General features: G+C 65.5%; 25 protein-coding genes. 18 read left to right on the plus strand and 7 right to left on the minus strand.

Features of this window, described 5'->3' with window-relative positions:
• Positions 1 to 26: 26 nt before the first annotated feature.
• The 4 genes from CAPI_RS00895 to CAPI_RS00910 are packed head-to-tail and all read left to right on the plus strand — an operon-like array spanning position 27 to position 2,579.
• A complete protein-coding gene (locus CAPI_RS00895; RefSeq protein WP_018017388.1) occupies positions 27 to 398 on the plus strand; it encodes a hypothetical protein in 372 nt (123 codons plus the stop codon).
• A 12-nt stretch (positions 399 to 410) separates the two neighbouring features.
• Complete coding sequence (locus tag CAPI_RS00900) at positions 411 to 1,694, plus strand: DUF445 domain-containing protein (RefSeq protein WP_018017389.1); 1,284 nt, start codon at positions 411 to 413, stop codon at positions 1,692 to 1,694.
• A 34-nt stretch (positions 1,695 to 1,728) separates the two neighbouring features.
• Positions 1,729 to 2,034: a DUF2516 family protein gene (locus tag CAPI_RS00905; protein ID WP_018017390.1), complete on the plus strand. Its 306-nt coding sequence runs from the start codon at positions 1,729 to 1,731 to the stop codon at positions 2,032 to 2,034.
• A 2-nt stretch (positions 2,035 to 2,036) separates the two neighbouring features.
• Positions 2,037 to 2,579 (plus strand): hypothetical protein, encoded by a 543-nt coding sequence (locus CAPI_RS00910; protein ID WP_051059703.1) that lies wholly within the window; start codon positions 2,037 to 2,039, stop codon positions 2,577 to 2,579.
• Here the strand turns inward: CAPI_RS00910 and CAPI_RS00915 are convergent.
• The 3 genes from CAPI_RS00915 to CAPI_RS00925 are packed head-to-tail and all read right to left on the minus strand — an operon-like array spanning position 2,551 to position 4,612.
• Positions 2,551 to 3,291 (minus strand): LmeA family phospholipid-binding protein, encoded by a 741-nt coding sequence (locus CAPI_RS00915; protein WP_018017392.1) that lies wholly within the window; start codon positions 3,289 to 3,291, stop codon positions 2,551 to 2,553. The genes CAPI_RS00910 and CAPI_RS00915 overlap by 29 nt on opposite strands.
• A gap of 7 nt (positions 3,292 to 3,298) precedes the next feature.
• A complete protein-coding gene (locus tag CAPI_RS00920; protein ID WP_018017393.1) occupies positions 3,299 to 4,111 on the minus strand; it encodes a class I SAM-dependent methyltransferase in 813 nt (270 codons plus the stop codon).
• A gap of 9 nt (positions 4,112 to 4,120) precedes the next feature.
• The gene (locus CAPI_RS00925; RefSeq protein WP_018017394.1) at positions 4,121 to 4,612 is read right to left on the minus strand and encodes a DUF2505 domain-containing protein; all 492 of its coding nucleotides are present in this window, start codon (positions 4,610 to 4,612) and stop codon (positions 4,121 to 4,123) included.
• Between the two features lie 24 nt (positions 4,613 to 4,636).
• On the opposite strand from CAPI_RS00925, the gene CAPI_RS00930 reads away from it, so the two are divergent.
• The gene (locus tag CAPI_RS00930) at positions 4,637 to 5,629 is read left to right on the plus strand and encodes a UDP-N-acetylmuramate dehydrogenase (RefSeq protein ID WP_026157112.1); all 993 of its coding nucleotides are present in this window, start codon (positions 4,637 to 4,639) and stop codon (positions 5,627 to 5,629) included.
• Here the strand turns inward: CAPI_RS00930 and CAPI_RS00935 are convergent.
• Positions 5,626 to 7,341, minus strand: a complete 1,716-nt coding sequence (locus CAPI_RS00935; protein WP_018017396.1) for a long-chain-fatty-acid--CoA ligase — start codon at positions 7,339 to 7,341, stop codon at positions 5,626 to 5,628. The genes CAPI_RS00930 and CAPI_RS00935 overlap by 4 nt on opposite strands.
• A 26-nt stretch (positions 7,342 to 7,367) precedes the next feature.
• Entirely contained in the window at positions 7,368 to 9,098 is a 1,731-nt protein-coding gene (locus CAPI_RS00940; protein ID WP_018017397.1) for a long-chain-fatty-acid--CoA ligase, read from the minus strand.
• A 181-nt stretch (positions 9,099 to 9,279) separates the two neighbouring features.
• On the opposite strand from CAPI_RS00940, the gene CAPI_RS00945 reads away from it, so the two are divergent.
• Genes CAPI_RS00945 through CAPI_RS00965 form a run of 5 tightly spaced genes read left to right on the plus strand, consistent with a single transcriptional unit; the run spans position 9,280 to position 14,229 of the window.
• Positions 9,280 to 10,251, plus strand: coding sequence for a MinD/ParA family ATP-binding protein (locus tag CAPI_RS00945; protein ID WP_018017398.1), 972 nt, complete (start codon positions 9,280 to 9,282; stop codon positions 10,249 to 10,251).
• A gap of 16 nt (positions 10,252 to 10,267) precedes the next feature.
• Entirely contained in the window at positions 10,268 to 11,533 is a 1,266-nt protein-coding gene (mshA, locus tag CAPI_RS00950) for a D-inositol-3-phosphate glycosyltransferase (protein ID WP_018017399.1), read from the plus strand.
• Between the two features lie 19 nt (positions 11,534 to 11,552).
• Complete coding sequence (locus CAPI_RS00955) at positions 11,553 to 12,299, plus strand: phosphoglyceromutase (protein ID WP_018017400.1); 747 nt, start codon at positions 11,553 to 11,555, stop codon at positions 12,297 to 12,299.
• 17 nt (positions 12,300 to 12,316) lie between these two features.
• Positions 12,317 to 13,543, plus strand: coding sequence for a sensor histidine kinase (locus CAPI_RS00960; RefSeq protein WP_018017401.1), 1,227 nt, complete (start codon positions 12,317 to 12,319; stop codon positions 13,541 to 13,543).
• The gene (locus CAPI_RS00965; protein ID WP_018017402.1) at positions 13,540 to 14,229 is read left to right on the plus strand and encodes a response regulator; all 690 of its coding nucleotides are present in this window, start codon (positions 13,540 to 13,542) and stop codon (positions 14,227 to 14,229) included. Before CAPI_RS00960 ends, CAPI_RS00965 begins: the two co-directional genes overlap by 4 nt.
• Here CAPI_RS00965 and CAPI_RS00970 read toward each other — a convergent pair.
• Positions 14,211 to 15,077, minus strand: a complete 867-nt coding sequence (locus CAPI_RS00970) for a DUF3109 family protein (protein WP_026157114.1) — start codon at positions 15,075 to 15,077, stop codon at positions 14,211 to 14,213. The genes CAPI_RS00965 and CAPI_RS00970 overlap by 19 nt on opposite strands.
• 34 nt (positions 15,078 to 15,111) lie before the next feature.
• Here CAPI_RS00970 and CAPI_RS00975 point away from each other — a divergent pair, with 34 nt between their 5' ends.
• The 5 genes from CAPI_RS00975 (at position 15,112) to CAPI_RS00995 (ending at position 18,064) form a co-directional block, all read left to right on the plus strand.
• A complete protein-coding gene (locus tag CAPI_RS00975) occupies positions 15,112 to 16,056 on the plus strand; it encodes a Ppx/GppA family phosphatase (RefSeq protein WP_026157115.1) in 945 nt (314 codons plus the stop codon).
• Positions 16,056 to 16,664, plus strand: coding sequence for an Rv0497 family membrane protein (locus CAPI_RS00980; RefSeq protein WP_018017405.1), 609 nt, complete (start codon positions 16,056 to 16,058; stop codon positions 16,662 to 16,664). The genes CAPI_RS00975 and CAPI_RS00980 overlap by 1 nt, the downstream gene beginning before the upstream one ends.
• Before the next feature lie 3 nt (positions 16,665 to 16,667).
• Positions 16,668 to 17,510 carry a pyrroline-5-carboxylate reductase gene (proC, locus tag CAPI_RS00985; RefSeq protein WP_425393252.1) on the plus strand — a complete coding sequence of 281 codons (843 nt, stop codon included), beginning with the start codon at positions 16,668 to 16,670 and terminating at the stop codon, positions 17,508 to 17,510.
• 174 nt (positions 17,511 to 17,684) lie between these two features.
• Complete coding sequence (locus CAPI_RS00990; RefSeq protein ID WP_018017407.1) at positions 17,685 to 17,876, plus strand: helix-turn-helix domain-containing protein; 192 nt, start codon at positions 17,685 to 17,687, stop codon at positions 17,874 to 17,876.
• Positions 17,877 to 17,962: 86 nt separating this feature from the next.
• Positions 17,963 to 18,064, plus strand: coding sequence for a 30S ribosomal protein bS22 (locus CAPI_RS00995; RefSeq protein WP_003855542.1), 102 nt, complete (start codon positions 17,963 to 17,965; stop codon positions 18,062 to 18,064).
• 35 nt (positions 18,065 to 18,099) lie between these two features.
• Here CAPI_RS00995 and CAPI_RS01000 read toward each other — a convergent pair whose 3' ends face one another.
• On the minus strand, positions 18,100 to 19,131 hold the full coding sequence (locus CAPI_RS01000; protein ID WP_040356739.1) for an HAD family hydrolase: 1,032 nt from the start codon (positions 19,129 to 19,131) through the stop codon (positions 18,100 to 18,102).
• Positions 19,132 to 19,254: 123 nt separating this feature from the next.
• Between CAPI_RS01000 and CAPI_RS01005 the strand changes: the two genes are divergently transcribed.
• Genes CAPI_RS01005 through hemC form a run of 3 tightly spaced genes read left to right on the plus strand, consistent with a single transcriptional unit; the run spans position 19,255 to position 21,757 of the window.
• Entirely contained in the window at positions 19,255 to 19,479 is a 225-nt protein-coding gene (locus CAPI_RS01005) for a glutaredoxin family protein (RefSeq protein WP_051059720.1), read from the plus strand.
• Between the two features lie 51 nt (positions 19,480 to 19,530).
• The gene (locus CAPI_RS01010; protein WP_026157116.1) at positions 19,531 to 20,853 is read left to right on the plus strand and encodes a glutamyl-tRNA reductase; all 1,323 of its coding nucleotides are present in this window, start codon (positions 19,531 to 19,533) and stop codon (positions 20,851 to 20,853) included.
• Between the two features lie 13 nt (positions 20,854 to 20,866).
• Entirely contained in the window at positions 20,867 to 21,757 is an 891-nt protein-coding gene (hemC, locus tag CAPI_RS01015; protein WP_018017411.1) for a hydroxymethylbilane synthase, read from the plus strand.
• Positions 21,758 to 21,766: the final 9 nt, after the last annotated feature.

Consider the following 21,766-nt stretch of genomic DNA (forward strand, 5'->3'; position numbering starts at 1 on the left):
AGGATCACGAGGAAAAGAGCGAAGCAATGGGCAACTCCAACCATATCGTGGCGGATATCCGTTCCGAGTCCTTTCCCAACTACGAGGCACGTATCGAGGACGCGTACGTCGAGGGCTACGACCCCGTCTCGCTGGGTGCCCCACACTCCTCCCTGCAGACGTACTCACTATGGATCGGGATGGGCCTCATCCTCTCGGCGCTCTTCGGAATCGGCCTCGCCGTGTGGGGCGGCGCGGCACACTTCTACGGCTCCGGTTCTCAGGTGGACCTGAGCAACCGGTTGTTTGTCCTGGGTCTAGCCGAGGCAATCATCACTCTCGCGGTCGGCGCGCTCCTCATCTCTCGGTCGCGCAGAGCGTACAAGGAGTACCGCACCCGAACTGGGCGCATCAACTAAGCGTCCGCACCAATGGCAGCCGACGCGAGCTCTCTCCCTACGCCCAGCGATGAGGCGGGCAGGCGCGCGACCCTGCGGAGATACAAGATCGCCGTCACCGCCCTCCTCGGGGTCATGGCGGCGATTTTCCTTACCTGCTCCTGGCTCGAGTCGCAGGGCCACGAACACTGGGCGATTGGGTTGATCCGGGCCGGAGCGGAAGCGGGGATGGTGGGTGGCCTCGCGGACTGGTTTGCGGTCACCGCGCTCTTCCGCCACCCGATGCGCATTCCGATCCCCCACACGGCCATCATTCCGCGCAAGAAGGACCAGGTGGCCGGGGCGCTTAGCGACTTCGTCTCCGAGAACTTTCTCAACGCTCAGACGATCACAGACAAGGTCATGCAGGCGGACGTTCCACGCCGAGTGGGCGCGTGGTTGGCAAAGCCCGATAACGCCACGTTTGTGTCGGAGCAGGCGGGAGGCATCGCCACGCGGATGATCACGGGGATAAGCGCGGACGACGCCGAGCGGTTCATTCGTTCCCAGGTGCTGGATCGCGTGGCTGAACCGGAGTGGGGCCCACCGCTCGGCCGGGCGCTCGAGGGACTCGTCGAGGACGGAAAGGTCGATCCACTTGTCGACGAGGCGATTTCCTGGGCGCGCCGCAAGGTCGGGGAGATGGAGTCGACGGTTGTCGAGATGATCGACGAGCGGATGCCGCGGTGGGCGCCACGCTTCGCCAAGGAACTCGTGGGTGAGCGCGTGTACCGCGAGCTCGCCGACTTCGCGTGGGAGGTCGATACCAACCCCGACCACGAAGCCCGCCAGGCGATTCGGCGGCAGCTGGCTCAGTTCGCCGACGATCTGCAGCACGACCCCGACATGATCGCGCGCGTCGAGGGTGTCAAGGCGGATGTCATGAATTCGCGCGCGGTGAGTGCCACGGCTGCGGGGGCCTGGGAGCAGGTTTCGAGCTCGCTTCTCGACGCCGCACAGGACCCGCAGTCGGCCTTGCGCCAAAAAATCGCCTCGCTTTGCCTGGAGTGGGGAAACAAGCTGGTGAAGGATGAGCAGGTCCGCGCCGCGGCGGAGAAAAACCTGCGGCGGGCCACGCGTTTCCTCGCCGACAATGGTGCCGATGAAATCGTCGGGATCATCTCGGAGACGATCAGGCGCTGGGACGGCGTGGAAGCCAGCGAGAAGATCGAGCTCATGGTGGGAAAAGATCTGCAGTTCATCCGCCTCAACGGCACCATCGTTGGTGCACTCGCCGGGATGGCTATCTACACTGTTTCTCTGCTGCTGTTTTCCTAAAGCTACTTCCTAAGCTACAAGGTGGGATCCCCTAATGATTTCTGGCTCCGTCGCTTCGATCCTGGCCGTGCCGGGCATCGTGCGTACTCTGCTCTTCCTCGCCGTCGGGATTGCCGGTGTCGTCGGGGCGGTTCTGGCGGCCACGACGAGGGAGGACGCCTTCGCCGCGGGGAATCGCCAGAGCAAGTGGGCGTGGGTAGCCATCCTCGCCGTCGGCGCGGGCGTGTGCCTCTTGCGGTTCCCCTTTGTATCCTGGTTCGGCGCCGTCGCGATTGGCCTGTACTACCTTGATGTCCGGCCGCAGCTCAACAACATCCTGCGCGGCAATTCGGGCTGGTAGACGTGAACAATGTGGAGTGGCTGGCCACCAGGACGGGTTTGTCTCTTCTGGGTGAATCCGAGCCCTTCCCCGAGCCCTCGCCACGCCACCGGATGGGCGTGGTCGTGGAGCCCACGCACATCGGCACGGCTAGGCGCCGGGGGCTGCCGGTGTTCGCGGTAGTTGGGTGGCCGACGGGCCGCCACCACAGCGTGATCAAGGCGGCCGAGGCGCGGCTCGCGGTCGAGGCGGGTGCGTCGGAAGTGTGGCTCGCCCTCGATCCCGCGGTCACGGAGAGGAACGCGCTCTTAGCGGACATTGTCGCGGTGCGCCAGGCGGTCGAGGACCCGGCGCGGCTCGGGGTTGTCGTCACCGGGGACGCAGCCGTGTGGGCTGCAGAGCGGGCCGGAGCGGACCGCCTCGTGGTGTCGTCTGGTCAGTCGGTCCCGCAGTCGCGGCTCGACGTCGTGGTGCTCGGGGTCGAGGACAGCCCGGAGGCTGTAATCGAGGCGCTTGAGGCCGGCGCCACGGGCGTCTTTACGGCAGTGAATCTCCCAAGCTGCTGAGGTCTACGTTCTGGCCGGTGAGGGTCGCGCGGAGGCCGCCATCGACGGGGGTAAGGTCGGTGATCTGCAGTTCTCCGGTGGCGATCGAGCCCACCTGCTCGCGCAGGATGTCAGTCAGCACGGAGGCGGCGGACTGAGGCAAGGCGACGCCGAACAGCGAGCTCGAAGGTGCTTCAAATGTGAGCTCGCCGTTGTCCACCACGGGGCGGAGGTCGATGCCGGCCAGCCCGTTGCTCAGGCTGATCGTGAACGTCCCCTCAGAGGGGTTGGAATGGACGCCCGAGACGCTTACGATGCCGCCGAGAAGAGAAGCGGCGGTGCCTCCCGTCTCGTTGAGGGTATGGCTGAGCTGCTGCTGAAGCTGGGCGCGCAGGAAATCGTCGGGAAGTTCGGCTGAGGCGGTGAGGTCGTCGGCGACGTGGGTTCTCAGGTGGAGCCTGGTGACGTCGACAGTCGTGGCCGGCTGGCCCGCGGTGTTGTCGCCGTTGACCGCGAGCGTTGAGGGGAGGTACAGCGAGACGTGGGGGAGCGCTCCACCGAGCAAGCCGAGGGTGACGGGCGTGGAGCCGAAGGAAACCTCGGGCTCTGCTTCCTGGGACACCTCCCCCCGGATCTGGCTCGCGATGTAATTGCGTAATCCGATCTCAGCTGCGAGCAGGAGCACAAGCGCAACGGCGAGCGTGCCGGCGATCACCTTCCAGGCTGTCTTCATGGGTGCATCATACGTGCGGGGCCACGGCTTCCCAACCGATAGTGAGCAGATTATCCCGAAGCTGGCGCCGCGGTACCTGAATCGGCCAGCCGGCCGCGGCCAGCTCCACCCTGGCGTGCGCCCAGCGCACCCGCGGGCCGTGCGGAGCCCATGCCGCGGCGTGGTCCCAGGCTGAGTCGGCGGCCGCGAGCAGGTCGTGGATGGGTTCGCCTGGAACGTTGCGGTGAATCAGGGCCTTCGGCAGCCGCTCCGCCAGGGCGGAAGGTTTCTCGACGGCCCAGGGGTCCCACGCGAGGGTGAGGGTGAGCGGGCCGGTGGCGTCGAGAAGTAGCCATGATGCGAGGCGTCCCACTTCGTCGCAGGTGCCCTCGATGAAAACTCCGCCGGGGGCGAGGCGCTGCGTCACGGTCTGCCATGCCTCTTCAACGTCCGAGACGTCATACTGGCGCAGCACGTTGAAGGCGCGGACGAGATGGGGCCGGTAGCCTGCGAGCTCAAACCCGCCGAGCTCGAAGCGCACGCCGTTACGGGGCGCAAGGACGCGCTCGGGGGCGATCTCGAGGCCGACCACCTCCGTCGACGGGTTGACCTGGCGCAGCCAGCGGGCCCACTCGACGGTGGTGGTGTGGGAGGCTCCGTAGCCGCAATCGACGGCGAGGGGCTGGGGCGAAGACCGCAGCAGTTCCTGGATGCGCGGGTGGTACCGGGTCCAGCGGTCGGAGCGGCGCAGCCTGTTAACGCCCGTCGTGCCCCGCGTGATCACCCCAAACGGCTTGCCCGGGCCGCGTTTCGCCCGGAGGTTATGGGCATGGTCGGGCACTGCGCGCAGTTAGAGGTTCTCAGAAATCCACTGTTCGGTGAGCTTCGCCTCGTTGGCGAAGATCTCCTCGAGCGCTTCGCCGACCTTCGGCTCCAACGCGGCACCCATGAAGGGGATGTTGACCTTGGCTTCGTTGTCGTAAGCGAGGGAGGTGACATCACCTTCTCCGCTCAGCGCGATGTCGCCGGAGAAGTCGACCGGGGTTCCCTTCACGTCGCCGGTGTAGGACAGTGTGGCCTTGTCGCCGTCGAGCGCGCCGATGGTGACCACGCGTTTCAGCTTCAGATCCTGCGAAATCATCGCTTGGGCTGCCTCGGGGAGGATGGACTTGGGCAGGACCTCGAAAAGGGTCGCGGTGTCGCCGGTGAAGTCGTGCAGCTGACCCGGCTCGGGGGAAAGCTTCTCGGCGATGAACTCCCAGTACTCCTTCGTGCTCAACGCCTGGTGCACCTTCTGCGCCGAGTGGTTGATGGTCACGGTGGTTTCACTGTGTGCAGTCATGGGCTACAGACTACCGTTGAACGCGTGCCTACATCACGTTTCGCCTCCCTGACTACACTGCGCGTGGGCGGGAGCCCGCGCGAGATCATCCGCTGTACCAGCGCCGATGAGTTAGCCGCCACCGTGGAGCGGCTCGACCGGGAGGGCCGAGAACTCCTCGTCGTGGGGGGCGGTTCCAACCTCGTCGTAGCGGAGGGGGACCTCGACCTCACCGCGGTCATCGCCGGCAACGAGGGCGTGTGGCTTAACGACGCCACCCTGCGCATCGGTGCCGGAACCGTGTGGGACGACGTCGTGGCTTTCGCCGTCGACCACGGGTTGGGGGGAATCGAGGCGCTCTCCGGAATTCCCGGCTCGGCGGGTGCCACCCCCGTGCAGAACGTGGGTGCGTACGGGTCGGAAATATCGGACGTGCTCACCCGGGTGCGGTTGTGGAACCGTCAGACGCTGGCGGACGAGTGGGTGCCCGCGGAGTCGCTCGAACTGGGGTACCGCTCCTCCAACCTGAAGTTCACCGGGCGGGCCGTCGTACTCGAGCTGGAGATCGAGCTGGAGAAAACGGATCTGTCGATCCCGCTGCGCCACCTCGGGGGTGAGCGCGTCCCGCTTGCTGACGCCCGCGCCTCGGTCCTGGAGACGCGCCGTGCGAAGGGGATGGTGCTCGACGAGGCCGACCACGACACGTGGTCGGCGGGTTCCTTCTTTACTAATCCCATCGTCCCAGCGGAGATTGCCGACGCGATCGGGGAGAAGAGCATGCCCCGCTTCCCCCAACCCGATGGGCGGGTGAAGCTTTCTGCAGCCTGGCTCATCGAGCATGCGGGCTTCCCCCGCGGCTACCCCGGCGAGGGCGCGGCCGCTCGCTTGTCGACGAAACACACGCTCGCCCTCACCAACCGGGGGTCGGCGACGGCGGATGACATTGCGGAGTTGGCTCGGTCGGTGCGTGGTGGCGTCGAGAAGCGGTATGGCGTAGCGCTGGAGCCCGAACCCGTGTGGGTGGGCCTGAGCCTCTAGTTAGCCTCTAACCGCTCGATGAGGTCGCTCTGCACTTCGCGGCGGCGGATCTTCCCCAGCGGATCGCGGGCGAGCTCCTCGAAGTGGTAGAAGGTGCGCGGCACCTTGTAGCGCGTGAGGCGCTCCCGGGCGAAGTCCTTCAGCGAATCGGGGTCCAGGGGGGCGCCCTCGGCAAGGGTGACGCAGGCAACGACATCTTCTGAACCGTCGGAGCGAGGGCGGCCCACCACGGCGACGTCGACGACGTCGGGGTGCTGGCGGATAACGTCTTCGACCTCCTGGGGGTAGACGTTGAAACCACCTGTGATGATGAGCTCCTTGATGCGCGAGACGAGCTTAATAAATCCGTCGTCCTCCATCACGCCCATGTCACCGGTGCGGAACCACCCGTCGTGGAACGCGGCCCGGGTGGCATCCTCGTTGCCCAGGTAGCCGGAGAAGACCTGGGGGCCCCGGGCCAGAAGCTCGCCCGCCTCTCCGGCGGGCATGTCCTCGTCCGGATTCTCGGGGTTCGCGATGCGGATCTCGGTGTCGGGAAAAGGGATGCCGATGTAACCGGGCCGACGGCTCGAGCTCTGCGGGTTGCCAACCAGAATCGGAGAGGCCTCCGTCAGACCGTAACCCTCCACGAGATGTCCACCAGTCAAAGCCTCCCACTCGTCGATGACCTGGGCCGGCAGCGATGAAGCACCTGCGAACCCCGTCGTGATGTCGGAGAGGTCGGCCCCGGTTTCCTTCGCGCTGTCCACGATGCGTTCAAAAAGAGTGGGCACCCCGGGAATGAAGGTCGGCTTGTACTTCTTGATGGCGGACATGACCAAGTTGATCTGGGGAGCGGGCAGCAAAATCACCTCGCTTCCGATCAAAAAGGTCAGGGTGAGCGAGAAGGTCAGGCCGTAGGCGTGGAAGAACGGCAGCGTGGCCAGCATGCGCTGGTTTCCTTGCTGGAACTCGCGCACCCATGCCACGCCCTGGTAGGCGTTGGCATGAAGGTTGGCGTGGCTCAACACAGCGCCCTTGGGCTGGCCGGTCGTCCCCGAGGTGTAGAGAATGAGCGCCGGAGAATCGGGCGTCACCGTGTTGGGGGCGGAAAGGCCCGCGCCGTCGCCGCCAAAGCTGCTGCTTGTGAGTTCTTCCCAGGCGATAGTGCCCGCGGCGCGGCGTGGCGCCGCAAGCTGAGCCCGCGCGGCGCGGATCTTCTTCAGCGGGATCCTCAGCGCCGCCTGCTGGAGGCGTGGCATCGCTACCGTCATGTCCACGCTGACAACGGACTCGAGGTCCGTTCCCTCCTTCAACGTCAAGGCGGTCTGGGCGACCTTGTCCCAGCAGATGGCCACCCGGGCACCGTGGTTGGAAAACTGGGGGCGCAGCTCCGCGGCGGTGTAGAGGGGATTGTGCTCCACGACGACGGCGCCGAGGAGCTGCACGGCGAAGAACGCAGCGATGTGTTGGGGGCAGTTCGGCAGGAGGAGAGCGACCCGGTCGCCGGCCTTCACCCCGAGGGCCTGGAGCCCCGCGGCGGCTTGGCGCACCTCCGCGTCGAGCTGCTTAAATGTCTGGCTCCGGCCAAAAAAGCGCGTCGCCGGGCGGTCGGCGTGCGCTTTCAGGTTCGATTCGTAGAGCTGGGGCAGGGTCGTGGTGCCGTACGTCAGGGAATGGTCGGTCCATTCGGGATAGTACTGCAGCCAGGGCTTTTGAGGGTTCTCGAGCATGGTCCCGAGTATAGAACTCGGGCGGTCTACTCTGCCTTGCTTGCCTGGCTCCCAACGGTCGTATCGTCGCCGGCCTCCAGCATGGAAATCAGCGTCTCTTGCACCTCGCGGCGACGGATCTTGCCCGTCATATCGCGGGCGAGGTCCTCGAAGTGGTAGAAGGTGCGCGGCACCTTGTACGCGGTAAGGCGCTCGCGGGCGTACTCACGCAGGGTGTCGGATTGGATGATCGCGCCCTCGCGGAGGGTGACACAGGCGACGACGTCTTCCGAGCCGTCGGAACGGGGGCGCCCGACGACGGCGATGTCCTCGATGTCGGGGTGCTGCCTCATCACCTGCTCCACCTCGTCGGGGTAGATGTTAAAGCCGCCGGTGATGATCATTTCCTTAATGCGGGAGACGAGGCGGATGAACCCGTCTTCCTCCATCACGCCCATGTCACCCGTGCGGAACCAGCCGTTGTGGAACGCATTGGCCGTGTCCTCCGGCTTGTTCAGGTAGCCCTTGAACACCTGCGGGCCGCGGGCGAGGAGCTCACCGGGCTCTCCATCCGGCATCGTCTCGTCCAGGTTGTCCGGGTTTGCAATGCGCACCTCGGTGTTGGGGAAGGGCAACCCGATATAACCCGGGCGGTGGTTGCCGTCCATCGGGTTGGCGGTGAGGATGGGCGAGGTCTCGGTCAGTCCGTAGCCTTCCACGAGCACGCCGCCGGTAATGGACTCCCACTTTTCGATCGTTGATGCGGGCAGCGTCGACGCGCCGGAGAAGGAGTTACGGATCGTCGGGTACTTCTTGTCGTTTTCGATCGCGGCGCTGGCGATCTTTTCGTACAGCGTGGGAACGCCGGGGAAGAAGGTGGGCGGGTTCTTCTTGAGCGCCATTGCGATCAGGGAGGGCTCCGGTGAGGGAACCAGGATGACCTCGCCCCCGATACCCAGGGCCAAACCGAGGTTGAGCGCGAGACCGTAGACGTGGAAGAGCGGCAAGATTGCCATGATCTTCTCGCGTTCCTTGCCCAGGTCTTTCACCCACACCAGGCCACCTTTCAACACGGCGTTGAGGTTGCCGTGCGTCAGCTGCGCGCCCTTCGGAGGGCCGGTGGTTCCGGAGGTGTAGAGGATGAGGCACGTGTCATCCTGGGTCACCTTCTCACACGGCTCGTACGGCTTGTCGATTAAGAGGGCTTCCCACGGCATCGTGGCCGGAGCCGGGGCCGTGAGCTTCTCCCGCATCTCCTTCACCTTGCCCACCGGCAGCTTCAGCGCCAGGCGGTAGGACAGCGGCATCTCTTCGATCATGTTGACCGACACGATGGTTGACAACGGGGAATCCTTGCGCAGCGTGGAGAGCGTTCCCGCTGCTTTGTCCCACACAATGGCCACCTTCGCACCGTGGTCTTGGAACTGGGGGAGCAGCTCCGAGGCTGTGTAGAGGGGGTTGTGCTCGACGACGATGGCGCCGATGCGAATAACGGCACAAAAGGCGATGACGTGCTGCGGGCAGTTGGGCATGACAAGGGCGACGCGATCGCCCTTCTTCACGCCGAGCTCCTGCAGGCCGGCCGCAACCTTAACCACCTTTTCGTTGAGGTCGGCGAACGTCATGGTCCGCCCGAAGAACCAAGTGGCGGTGCGGTGCGAGTGCTTGGCAAGGTTCCGCTCGTAGATGTCTACGAGGGTGTCATCACCCAGATCGATCTCGTGGGGCGTCCACGGTGCGTAGCTTTTCAGCCACGCTTTCTCTTCGACAGCACTCATCTAGGGCCTCTCCTTATTGCTCGGCGGCTTCTCATGGGGAGCCAGTATAAAGCGTAACGGTGTTGCGTGTCACATATTCCCCACATTCGTGAGTGAAACTACATTAGGCTGTCTCTCCGGTTGCGGACGCTGGTAATCCGTGGGATAAGTGGGGTCGGTCATCGGGGGGAAGGATTGTGCAATGACGCTGTCAGAGCGTGAACGGCCAAACGCCGCATCTAGTGAAGGGCCACTCGACCAGACGACGCTGCTCAACCCGGTCAAGGCGCCGCCGGGGAAAGGATGGCGGCGCGCCGTCCACTCGCTCAGCCGGGGCAGGATCAACCCGGGCAGCTCTGCGAAAGAGGCGAAGGAGGAGCGGATCATGGCGGCGGTCCGCACGCCGCTACGGGGTGACTACCGCATCGCCGTCATGTCCCTCAAAGGCGGGGTGGGAAAGACCACGACAACAGTGGCACTCGGTGGCGTTTTTGCGCAGGCCCGCGGGGACCGTGTCATCGCGATCGACGCCAACCCCGATTTGGGCACGCTTGCCCAGCGCACCGCCCCCACCGGGCCCGCCACGATCCGGGACCTCCTCGCCGCCCCCGACACATCTAGGTACCCACAGGTCAGGGCCTTTACGAACCAGGCATCGTCCCGTCTGGAGGTGATCGGCTCCGAGCGTGACCCCGCGGTAAGCGAGGCGTTCAGCGAATCCGATTACCGCCGCGCAGTCGACATCCTCCAACACCACTACAACGTCATCCTCACCGACTGCGGCACGGGCCTCATGCATTCCGCGATGGCCGGCGTCCTGGATTTGGCCAACGCGCTCGTCTTGGTCACCTCGCCCGCGCTCGACGGGGCGCAGTCGGCAGCGGCCACCCTGGACTGGCTCAACCTCCACGGCCACGACCAGCTCGCCGCTAACGCGGTGGTCGTCGTCTCATCCTCGGCGCCTGGGCGGCCAACTATCGACGTCGCCCGCCTGGTCAACCACTTCGCCTCCCGCGCGCGAGCGGTTCACATCATCCCGTACGACCGTCACTTGGCCGAAGGCGCCGTGGTGGACCTTGACCGCCTCAATCCCGCAACGTTGATGGCCTACCGCGAACTCGCTGCTACGGTAGCCGCGGATTTCGGGTCGTGGCACCGTCACGCCGTGTGGTGACCCTAAAGTGGGGCGCATGCACGTCGCCATGATCTCCATGCACACCTCGCCATTAGATCAGCCCGGGTGGGGCGATGCAGGCGGGATGAACGTCTACGTGATCAATCTGGCGCGCCAGCTCGCGAGGCGCGGGATCGGGGTCGACGTGTTCACCCGGGCGACGCGGCCCAGCCAGGGCCAGGTGGTTGGCGTCGAGAAGAACTTGCGAGTCATCAATGTCGTGGCGGGCCCCTACGAAGGGCTGAGCAAAGAGGCTCTGCCCACCCAGCTGGCCGCGTTCTCGGGTGGCGTCGTCCAGTTCGCGCGGGAGGAGGGCTCCTCATACGACCTGATCCATTCCCACTACTGGCTTTCCGGTCAGGTCGGGTGGCTGCTGGCTGACTTGATTGGCGTGCCGCTCGTGCACACTGGGCATACATGGGCGGCGGTGAAAAACGCCTACCGGGCGGTGACGGATACCTCGGAGAGCGAGGCGCGGCGGATCTGCGAGCAGCAGCTTGTGGATAACGCCGACACCCTCGTCGTCAACACCGACGACGAGACTAACGAGCTGGCCCTTCACTACGACGTGGACCCCGCCAAAATCGCGGTGGTCACGCCGGGTGCTGACACCGACCTATTTACGCCCGGCACCAACCGCAACACCGAACTTGCGCGCCGGCAGCTGGGCATCCCGCTTCGTTCAAAGGTTGTGGCCTTTGTCGGGCGCCTCCAGGAGTTCAAGGGGCCGCAGGTGCTGCTGCGCGCTGTCGGCGAACTGCTGCGCCGCGAGCCCGCCCTGGATGTGCGAGTGGTGCTGTGCGGTGGGGCGTCGGGAAGCGGTGCGAGCGTCGAGGCATACCGGAAGCTAGCGGAGGAGGAGGGTATCGGCGGGCGCGTCCGATTCCTGGGGCCCCGACCTCCGGAGGAGCTCGTGGCCGTGTACCAAGCGGCCGACGTCGTTGCGGTGCCCAGCTACAACGAGTCCTTTGGCCTAGTCGCCGTGGAGGCCCAAGCTACGGGGACACCGGTTCTCGCGGCGCGGGTCGGCGGCTTGCCCCTCGCGGTTGTGGAGGGGGAGACGGGGTTGCTGGTGACCGGGCATAGCGAGGTGGCCTGGGCCGACGCCCTCGCCGAGCTCCTTGACGACGACCCGAGACGCCTCGCCATGGGACGGGCCGCGGCCGAGCACGCGCGCCGGTTTAGCTGGGCGACCTCCGCGGCGAAGCTCGCCCAAGTCTACGATGAGACTCTCGCCAGCTTCGTGCCGGGCACCGCCGAGCGGGACCCCTTCGGCGCCTAGGCGTGGCATGCTAGTGGGTATGAGCAACGGAAAGCTGATTCTCGTGCGCCACGGGCAAAGCGAGTGGAACAAGTCCAATCAGTTCACCGGCTGGGTGGACGTTGACCTAACTGAGCAGGGCGAGCAGGAAGCCGCGAATGCAGGCAAGCTGTTGACGGAAAGCGGCGTTCTGCCGGACATTGTTTATACCTCGCTTCTGCGTCGCGCCATCCGCACCGCAGAGATTTGCCTGAACGTGGCCGACCGGCACTGGATTCCGGTCGAGCGCAACTGGCGCCTGAACGAGCGGCACTACGGCCGCCTCCAGGGTTTAAACAAGGCGGAGATCCGCGAGGAGTTCGGTGAGGAGCAGTTCATGATGTGGCGTCGCTCCTACGACACCCCGCCACCGGAGATCGACGTGGACAACGAGTACTCCCAGTCTCACGATGCGCGCTACGCTTTCCTCCCAGAGGTGCCGCGCACCGAGTGCCTGAAGGATGTCGTCGAGCGTTTCATGCCCTTCTACGTCGACGTGATTTTGCCGCAGCTGCTGGCTGGCCGGAACGTGATGGTCGCCGCGCACGGCAACTCGCTGCGTGCGTTGGTGAAGTACCTTGACCATATTTCCGACGATGACATCGCCGGCCTGAACATCCCGACCGGCATGCCCCTCGTTTACGAGATCGGCGAGCGCGGCGCCGTGCTCAACCCGGGCGGCACGTACCTCGACCCCGAGGCCGCCGCGGCCGGTGCGGCAGCAGTGGCCAACCAGGGTAAGGCGTAGGGCGCGGCGGAGCGCGGGTGAATCCACTTTTCGCGTTTTTGCTCGGCCTGGCCGTTTGCGCCGGGGCCCTGGGCCTGTGGTGGGCGGGACGCTGGTACCGCCAGACTCACGCGCGCGACGGTGGGGACGACAAAGCCGTCAGCACCGTCGGCCGGGTGCTTCAACTGGCTGTCCAGGGGGCCCCGACCGGGATCGCGGTGATCGACCGGGCGGGCCGGGTCATCATGTCCAACGAGCGAGCCCACGCCATGAGCCTCGTTCACGACAGGAACCTCAACCCGCTCGTACTTAAGGCCGCCAACAGCGTCTTCGAGGGGGAGGAATCCCACGCGCTCGAGCTGGACCTGCCCCGCCGCGCGACGGGGAACCGGATCCGCAACGTTCGCGCGCTGGTCAAGCCGCTGGCGCTCAACGACGACTCCTTCGTTGTGGCCTACGGCACCGACGAGTCGGAGAACGTCCGGATGGAGTCCGCGCGCCGGGATTTCGTGGCAAACGTCTCGCACGAGTTAAAGACCCCGGTCGGGGGCATCGCCTTGCTGGCGGAGGCCCTGATGCAGGACCCGACGGACCCGGAGATGGTCAGGTATTTCGGCGACAAGTTGCTGAAGGAATCACACCGGATCGGGGATATGATTACCGACCTCATCTCGCTGTCCAAGCTGCAGGGGGCTGAGGCGCTGCCGGACATGGGGCCAGTTCGCGTTGACGACGTCATCGATGCCGCGATCCAGCGCAACCAGGTCACCGCCGACGACCGGGAGATTGAGCTGACGCGTTCCGCGCGAACGGGAATTACGGTGCTGGGGGACCGTGCGTTGTTGACCGCTGCGGTGTCCAACCTGGTCGCCAACGCGATCAATTACTCGCCCAACAACCAGCCGGTCAGCATTACGCAGAAGGTTGTCCGGGAAAGCGTGGTGCTCATCCGCGTCACGGACCGCGGGATAGGAATCGCCCCCGAGCACCAAAAGCGCGTGTTTGAACGTTTCTACAGGGTGGATAAGGCGCGCTCCCGCTCCACCGGTGGCACGGGTCTCGGCCTGGCGATAGTCAAGCACGTCGTGGCAAACCACGGCGGTAATATCAAGCTGTGGTCCCGCGTGGGGACCGGTTCAACGTTCACGATTGAACTGCCCATCTTCACCTCGCAGGAACGCGTTTTGGGGCCCGATCACGAAGACGGGATCCGCAAGGCGGTGACGCGGGTGGCGGGGCGTCGAAAAGAAAGGGAAGAGCAGTGACGACCATCCTTATCGTTGAGGACGAGGAGTCCCTGGCCGACCCCCTGGCCTACCTACTGCGCAAGGAAGGGTTCGACACCGTCGTCGCCGGCGATGGGCCGAGCGCGCTGGAGGAATTCGGACGGGGCGGTGTTGACCTCGTTCTTTTGGACCTCATGCTGCCCGGGATGAGCGGCACCGAGGTGTGCCGCAAGATCCGCAGCGTGTCCTCGGTGCCACTAATTATGGTCACGGCGCGCGACTCCGAGATCGATAAGGTCGTCGGCCTCGAGCTCGGTGCCGATGACTACGTGACGAAGCCTTACTCCACCCGCGAACTGGTGGCGAGGATCCGCGCGGTGCTGCGTCGCGGTCCCGAGGTCGAAGAGGCCCCCAGCGACGGCAAGCAAATCATTGAGGGGGGCCGCGTGAAGATGGACGTCGAAAGGCACCTCGTGCTTGTCGACGGCCAACCGGTCCCAATGCCCCTCAAAGAATTCGACCTCCTCGAGTACTTGATGCGAAACGCCGGACGGGTGCTGACCCGCGGCCAGCTTATCGACCGGATCTGGGGCGCGAACTACGTGGGCGACACCAAGACCCTCGACGTGCACGTCAAGCGCCTGCGCACCAAGATCGAGGCGGCGCCCTCGCGTCCCACGCAGTTGGTCACGGTGCGGGGCCTGGGCTACAAGTTCGAGGCCTGAACCGAGGCGGGGTGCTGCGCCCGGGCCGACGGGGGCAACGCTTGGCGCGCCGCGCAGTGGTCGGCGAGAACCGCGTACGGCCCGTCCCCGATAAGGGCGGTGAGCTCAGCTTTCATTGACTGCCACACCGGTGTGGCCCCCGTGTGGCACGCCGGGGCAGACGTGCACCACCAGTCGAAGTCCTCTCCGCCGCCGCCCCATTGTCGCCGGTCATACTCGCCGATTGTGGTGCGCAAGACCTCGGCTCCGTCCGGGCGTTCTTCCCACTCGTCGACTCGGGAAAAGGGAACCTGCCAGCACACCTCCGGTTTCGAGCCGACAACGGGCTTGCCCTGGGCGACCGCCCACTGGTGGAGGGCGCAACCGGGGCCGCTGGGCGCGGCGGCGCGGTTGGCGAAGATGCAGGCGCCGTCGACAAGCGTGGTCTTGAGGTCGCCCTCGTCCCATTCGAGCCACGGCTCGAGAGCGACGGGATCTGCGGCCTGATAAAACTCATCGACGCCGGCGGGGCGGTGCTGCCACAGCTCCGCCGGCAACTCGGCCACCGCGTTGTATAGGTTGTCGCGGTCCACCTCGTCGGCGAGGTAGGCGCCGTGGGTGCAGCACCCCGCGACGGGCTGGTCTGCGTCGACGCCCATGCACTCGGGAGTGCCAAAACGGCAGGACCACGTGGACTCGACCCAGGTCAGGTCGATAGAGAAGTAGTGGGTCGGGTCGGCGGGATCGACGAACTCAAACCAGTCCCGAGGGAAGTCGGGTCTCGTTTCGCGGCCAGCCACAATCGACCTGCCCGCTGGGGAGGAGGCAGGGAAGCCCAAAAACACGGCTGAAGAGGATGGCTGATTCACACCTGAGTACCGTAGACCCTTTAGTCTTGGGGGTGTGCGACTAGGTGTATTGGATGTAGGCAGCAACACCGTCCATCTCGTGGCGGTCGACGCCCGCAGCGGCGGCCGCCCCACCCCGATGAGCGATTGGAAGCAGCCGCTCCGGTTGGTCGAGCTCGTCGACAAGAATGGCAACCTCGAAGACAAGGGCGTGGACAAGCTCATCGACGCCGTTCAGGAGGCCAAAGACCTCTCCGTAAAACTCAAGTGCGAGGAGTTTCTCGCCTTCGCGACGTCCGCCGTGCGCTCCGCCACAAATTCTGACGACGTGCTCAAGAAAGTCGCCCGGAAAACGGGTGTGGACCTGACCATTCTTTCCGGTGAGGAAGAAGCGCGCTTGACCTTCCTCGCCGCGCGCCGCTGGCACGGGTGGTCGGCCGGGCGCATCACCAACCTCGACATCGGCGGTGGTTCGCTGGAGATTTCCAGCGGTGTCGAGGAAACACCTGATCTCGCCGTGTCCCTGGACCTCGGTGCCGGGCGGTTGACACACCAATGGTTCGATACTGACCCACCCGAGCGCAAAAAGATCAACCTGCTGCGCGACTTCATTGACGCCGAACTGGCTGGCCCCGCCGAGCAATTCCGCGCCCTCGGGGAGGCGGGTCTCGCCGTGGGGACCTCGAAGACCCTTCGCACGCTCGCCCGCTTGACGGGTGCGGCGCCGTCTTCGGCTGGCCCCTTCGTGCGTCGCACTCTGACCGCCCCCGGCCTGCGGCAACTCATCGCGTTTATCTCGCGCATGACCGCTGCGGACCGCGCCGAGCTGGAAGGCATTAACGCGGACCGCTCCCACCAAATCGTCGCGGGTGCCCTCGTCGCGGAAGCCGCGATGCGCGCCCTTAATCTTGATAAGTTGGATATCTGCCCGTGGGCGCTGCGTGAAGGCGTCATACTTCGGTGGATCGATCAGGGACACGACCAGAAAGAGGACAACTGATGGCCGAGGACAAGCAGCTCACCGTTGCCGAGCTCCTCGCCCGAGCTCAAAAAGAGCACCCGGGTGTGGAAAAGCCCCGTCGTCGTCGCAGTCTCGAGGAAGGCGGGATCTCGGTCGCCGAGCTGACCGGGTCCGTTAAGAAGGTGGAGGCGCGACCAGCGGAGGTCAAGCACTCCAGCGTTCCCCTAGACGCTCCCCTGGATGCCCCTTCCGCCCCTTCCGCGAGCGACACCGCCGAGATCCGGAAGGTCGATGCCCCTGAGCCGGCTCCCGCCCCCTCCGCGGAAGAGACCAGCGAACTCCGCAGAGTTGAGCTCGGCAAAGACGTTAGCGAGGGAACAGCAGGCACTGAGCGCGCGCCGCTCAACCCGGTCCTCCTCGTCCTCCTTGTTTTTCTCGGTCTCATCGTCGGAGTGCTGGGCTTCCTCGGGTTCCAGTGGGTCTGGGACCATCTGTCGAACGTGATCGCGGCGCTGCTCGCGGCAGTCTTTACCCTGGGTGCCGTGTTCGGCGTCCGTTCGATGCGCACCGGCCGCGACGGCCTCACGATGACTCTTGCGGGCCTCGCGGCGGCCGTCGTCAGCTTCGGGCCCGCCTTCCTGGTCTAAGGCGTGGGTGTCGTGACTACAGAAACACAGCCATCCGACATCAAAATCGCCGTCATCGGGGCGGGCACGATCGGCGAGGCCCTCATCGCGGGGCTTATCAACGCAGGGGTCAGCCCGCGCAGCATCAGGGCGACGAACCGCAGAGGGGAGCGCGGGGCGGAGCTGGCTCAGCGCTACGGGATCATCGCGACCACCGACAACAACGAGGCTGTCTCCGACGCCGACGTCTGCTTCCTCTGCGTCAAGCCGAACCAGGTGGTCGACGTCATCTCAGGCATCAATAAGACTGTGGCCAAGAACGACGCCTCGACCGTACTTGTCTCTATGGCCGCGGGTGTCACCCTCTCTGCGATGGAGGACGCCGTGTGCGCGGTTGGAACAGCCCTCGCGCGCGTCATGCCAAACACCCCAATGCTGGTGGGCCGCGGCGTCCACGTGGTTTCCTATGGCCGGTACGTCACCGACGAGCAGCAGCAGAGGGTGCACGGCCTGTTGGCGGCCACGGGGAGGGTGGTTGTCGTTGAGGAGAAACTGATCGACAAGGCCACCGCGCTGTCGGGCTCGGGCCCTGCGTACTTCTTCCTCATCGCCGAGGCTCTTATCGACGCCGGCGTGGCCCTCGGGTTGCCGGGGAGCGTGGCCACCGAGCTGGCTACCGCGACTGCGGCCGGCGCCGGTGAAATGCTGCTGGGAGAGGCCGGCCCCGTCGGCTTGCGTCGCGCGGTGACCTCGCCCGGTGGGGCGACCGCCGCCGCGATCCGCGAACTGGAGGAGTCCGGGGTGCGCGGTGCGCTCTACCGGGCGACGGAAGCGTGCGCCGAACGGGCGCGTGAGCTGGGGGCCTAAACCCCCCACGTCACAGCAGTAGCGGCGGGTTTACTGTGCGAACTCTGAAAAGATTTCAACCCATATGTCGCACCACGCCCACGGTTCACGCTAATCTGGTTGCAGCACGTGCGTGATCGTCCTGGAGGAGGGGAAGCCTGCAGCGCGACCGTGCTTGAAGGGTTACAAATTTTTATGGCTAACGAAGATAAGGGAAAGTTCCTCACCGTCGCGGAGGTCGCGGAGATCATGAGGGTTTCCAAGATGACGGTGTACCGCCTCGTGCATTCCGGGGAGCTGCCGGCCGTTCGGGTCGGTCGCTCGTTCCGCGTGAACGAGACCGCAGTGAGCGATTACCTCGATTCGTCGGTGTATGACGTGGGATAGTTTTTGGCCCGCTTCCTCGTGGGCGGTATGCTGGTGGGGATTCGCCGGCAGGCCTGTACGTATACGCTAAGAAACGAGGAAACTCAATGGGTTCTGTGATTAAGAAGCGCCGCAAGCGCATGTCCAAGAAGAAGCACCGCAAGATGCTTCGCCGGACGCGCGTTCAGCGTCGTAAGCTTGGCAAATAAGCCCAAGTTATACCCAACGAAGGCCCGCACCAACCTTATCTGGTGCGGGCTTTCGCTATTGCTACCCACGCTACGGCTGCGGCCGCGGGAATGAGGAGGGCTGGGGCGAGGAAGCGGCGCATGGGGCGGTAGTCGCGGATGGCCCACCCCTCGCGGCGGGCGTGCGCGCGCAAAGCTCGATCCGGGTTGATAGCAACGGCCGTTCCGACCATGGACAGCATAGGCACGTCGTTAATACTGTCCGAGTAGGCCGTGCACTTGGACAGGTCGAGCTGCTGGATCGCGGCCAGTGCCGCCACCGCGTGCATCTTGCCGGGGCCGTGGAGGATATCGCCGACGAGTTTTCCGGTGAAGTGCCCGTCCTCCTCCTCGGCGACGGTGCCCAGCGCGCCGGTGAACCCGAGCCGCTGCGCGAGGGCCTGACCGATCTGGACTGGGGTGGCCGAGACGAGCCACACCTGCTGGCCAGCGGCGATATGCATCGACGCCAGCTCGAGCGTGTCCTCGTAAGCCCTGCCCATCATCTGCTGGTCGACGATGCTCGCGCACAAGTTCTTCAGCTCGGCGACGCTTTTGCCCTTCACCAGATCGAGTGCCTGCTCGCGCCCGCGGGCGATGTCCCCGGAGTTCTCCGAGCCGCTGAGCCGGTACCGGATCTGTTTGATAACGCCCGGCATGAGTTCGCGCAGCGAAATATAGCGCCGCCGCGCGAGGCCAATGGCCAGCAGCACCAGCGACGAGCCTTGGACCAGCGTGTTGTCGATGTCAAAGAAGGCCACCGCCTCCGAATCCTGGGGGATGTCGGGATCGGGTGCGGTGAGGGTCGACCCGCCAGCAGCGGCGAAAGCCCCGCTCACGGAGTCCACCCCCGTGGTGAAGTCCTTCAGGTCAATGCCGAAGGTCTCCTCGACCGCGGCTGCTGCGGCGGCCTCGCCAGCCGTGCGCTGCGCGTTCCCGCCAAGCGGCGGCAGCGCCATATCTTCCAGAAAACGGCGCAGATTGCCGCGCGAGACAGACCATTGCGCGAGGAATTCCCTGCCTGGTCGGGGGGAAAAATCCGCGCTCATGTGGTTGACTGCCTTTCTCCGGGGGCGGGGTAGCGTGAACAATCGTAATTCTTCCGTCACAAGGATGTTGAAAAGGATGTTGAAAAGAGAAACGGGGCGGTGCATGTGAAGCAGGTCAAGTTGATGGTGCGCCAGTCCTGCGGGTCGTGCGGGCGTGTCGCGGGGCAGATCGCTCCCGTCGTCAAGCTATGCGACGCGAGCCTCGCACTTGTCGACGTCGATGCTGACCCGGACTTGGCCGCCGAGTTCGGCGACCGAGTTCCCGTTGTGCTCATCGATGGCGAGGAGTTTGCCTGCTGGGAAGTGGACAATGCGGAGCTTGCGGCGGAGCTAATGGGAGGAAAGTGAGGGGGCTGGGGTAACCTTTAGTTTGATTTAGACGAATGTCCGGAGGGTTTAGTGAGTGTTCTCGTTGTAGGGATGTCGCACCGCTCGGCGCCCGTAGCCCTGCTGGAGAGGCTGAGTTTGAACGGCGACGCACTCACCGAGGCGTCGTTCGAGCTGGTCAGGCAGCCGTCTTTAACGGAGGCGATGATCATCTCCACCTGTAACCGCTTCGAAGTCTACGCCGTGACGAACTCTTTCCATCCAGGCGTGGAGCAGGTGCTGAATACGTTGGTGGCGATGTCGGGGGTAGCGGAGGAGGAGCTGCGTACCTACCTCTACGTCCGCTACGCCGACGCCGCGGCCGCGCACCTGATGAAAGTTGCGGCCGGCCTGGATTCCATGGTTGTCGGCGAGCAGCAGATTATCGGGCAGGTGCGCAGCGCTTACCTCCAGGCAACGGAACACGGCACGGTTGGCCCCGCGCTCCATGCTCTGGCCCAGTCGGCGCTGCACGCGGGCAAGAGGGTTCACACCGAAACGGGAATCGATGACGCCGGGGCGTCGATGGTGACCCTCGCCCTCGATAACGCCCTTCGGGCGATCGGGGCCGAGGACTTCCGCGGCCGGACCGCCCTAGTTCTCGGGGCCGGGGCGATGGCGTCGCTGGCCGCTACGCACCTGGGCAAGCTTGGGGTGGACAAGCTCATCGTGGCTAACCGCACGCGCTCGCGCGCGGAACGCCTGGCCGAGCACTCGCGCGAGGCGGGCGTCCCGGCCGAGGTGGTGGATTTCAATGCGCGGGCGGGTGCCCTAGCGCGCGTCGACGTGGCGGTATCGGCGACCGCCAGCGATGGATTCACCATCACGCCGGAGGACATCTCGGGGCCCATTGTTCTGGCTGACCTGTCGTTGCCGCGAGACATTGATGACGCCGTGGCCGCGCGCGGGGACGTGCACCTGGTCAACATCGAGTACCTGCACAACGAACGTCAGACCACGGACGCGGACAGCCTCGCCGCGCAGCACGCCGCCGAGGCAATCGTGGCGGAAGAGGCCGCCGCGTTCAGCTCTCAGCAGCGGGTCCGCGACATCGGGCCCGCGGTTGTTCAGCTGCGCCAGGCGGCCAGCAGCGTGACGGACGCGGAGCTTAGCCGCCTGCGCTCGCGCCTGCCGGGCCTGAGCGAGGAAGACTTCAACCAGGTGACCAGAACGGTGCGGCGGGTCGTCGATAAGATTTTGCACACGCCGACGGTGAGGATCAAGGAATTGGCCGCCACCACGGAGACAGTGAGCGTCGAGCGGGCTATTGAGGAGCTCTTCGGACTGGGATCGGCGCCCGTGTCCGTCGACGCTGCGCAGCTGCCGCGGCTGGAAGACATCAAGGGTGCAGACTGACAGGGAGGCCGACATGTTGAAAATCGGAACGCGAGGATCGAACCTCGCCACCACGCAGGCCGGGCACGTGCGCGACGCGCTGACTGCAGGGGGCTGGCCCGCGCAGCTCAGCATCGTCACCACGGCCGGTGACATCTCCGCCGCCCCGGTCGAACGCATCGGGGTGGGTGTGTTCACGTCGGCGCTGCGGGACTCGCTTTTCGACGGCGACGTCGACGTCGCGGTCCATTCCTTCAAGGACCTACCGACGGCCCCCGAGCCGCGCACCCACCTCATCGTGCCCCGCCGAGAGGACAACCGGGAAGCCCTCATCGCCCGGGATGGTCTCACGCTCGCCCAGCTGCCTGCCGGCGCTCGCGTGGGTACCTCCGCTCCCCGCCGGGTCGCGCAGCTGCGTGCTCTGCGGCCCGACCTGGATATTCGGCCGCTGCGTGGCAACATCGAGACGCGGATGGGCCGGGTGACAAGCGGAGACGTGGATGCCGTCATCCTCGCCTACGCCGGGCTCTCCCGCGCCGGGCTGGCATCGTGGGCGACTGAGGTTTTCGCCCCGGACGTTCTCATGCCGGCACCCGCGCAGGGTGCACTCGCGGTCGAATGTCGGGTGGACGACGCGGAGGCGCGAGACGCTATCGACTCTTTGCTGGACGCCACCGCGTTCCGCTGTGCCGCCGCCGAGCGCACGGTTCTCGCTCAGCTGGAGGCGGGGTGCACAGCGCCGGTCGCCGCGTTCGCCACCCTCGACGGCGAGGAGATCCGCCTCACTGCTGGGGTTTTCGCGCCGGACGGGTCCGCGCAGCTCACCCAGACTGCGACAGGGGAGGCCACTGAGCCTGGACGGCTAGGCCAGGCGGTAGCGGCCTCCCTGCTGGAGCGAGGGGCGGCTGACCTCATACAGTACTAAGGCGTTTTT

This window comes from Corynebacterium capitovis DSM 44611, from assembly GCF_030440535.1.
Taxonomy (GTDB): Bacteria; Actinomycetota; Actinomycetes; order Mycobacteriales; family Mycobacteriaceae; genus Corynebacterium; species Corynebacterium capitovis.